This is a genomic window from Arsenophonus sp. ENCA, assembly GCF_002287155.1.
In the GTDB taxonomy this organism is placed as follows: domain Bacteria; phylum Pseudomonadota; class Gammaproteobacteria; order Enterobacterales; family Enterobacteriaceae; genus Arsenophonus; species Arsenophonus nilaparvatae.
On sequence record NZ_NHNG01000703.1, the window covers coordinates 1 to 723 of the forward strand.

The 723-nt window shown below is 34.0% G+C and carries 2 protein-coding genes; both read left to right on the plus strand.

Annotated elements, in window-relative coordinates; translation table 11 throughout:
- A partial coding sequence (locus tag CBG25_RS18465; RefSeq protein WP_290608490.1) for a transglycosylase SLT domain-containing protein occupies positions 1-238 on the plus strand: 238 nt, incomplete at its 5' end.
- A 28-nt stretch (positions 239-266) separates the two neighbouring features.
- Positions 267-494 carry a hypothetical protein gene (locus tag CBG25_RS18470; RefSeq protein WP_290608492.1) on the plus strand — a complete coding sequence of 76 codons (228 nt, stop codon included), beginning with the start codon at positions 267-269 and terminating at the stop codon, positions 492-494.
- Positions 495-723: the final 229 nt, after the last annotated feature.

The window sequence follows — 723 nt, forward strand, 5'->3', positions numbered from 1 at the left end:
TTATCTTAAATCGTTAGGTATTACCCCTTATCAATTAAGAAATGATGCTTGTATGAATATTTATACTGGCGCTTATTTTTTAGCGCTGGCATTTAATAAATGGGGTGTAACCTGGCAAGCAATAGGCGCTTATAATGCCGGATTTAAAAACAATGAAATACAGAATAAACGAAGATTAATTTACGCCCGAAAAATTAACGAAGTTTATCGTAAAATAAAAAATAATCAGCACCAGTAAATAAACATTAAATTAAGGAATGATAACAATGAGAATAAAATTTACAGGTCGCTGGAATAAAAAAAGTCTTAAGAAGGCAATTTTTGAAGCGATTGAGGAATTACAATTTTATAACATTGAATTTCTCTCCGGCGTTAATCTTTATTTTCATGGGGAAGATATTAATTTTGATAATATTGAAATTAGGAACGAAAATGATACCCCTGTCATGTTTATTTATGATGGGCACCTCGAAAAACTCAAGATTTTCAATTAACCCTTGGCTTTCATTCTAAATAATTAGATTTTTTTTGATTATCACGTTAGGGCACCTCGAAAAACCTAAGCCGAGTTTGATTTTGCTGATAAAGTTATCGGAAGCTGGTCTACTGAGCTAACCACCATGAAGAAACGCAGCGCCATTAAGAATGACCTCTTTGCAAACCAGTATCACCAACAGACGATCGACAAGTTGGGTGACCCGCTGGTCAAGATCGAAACCTGTA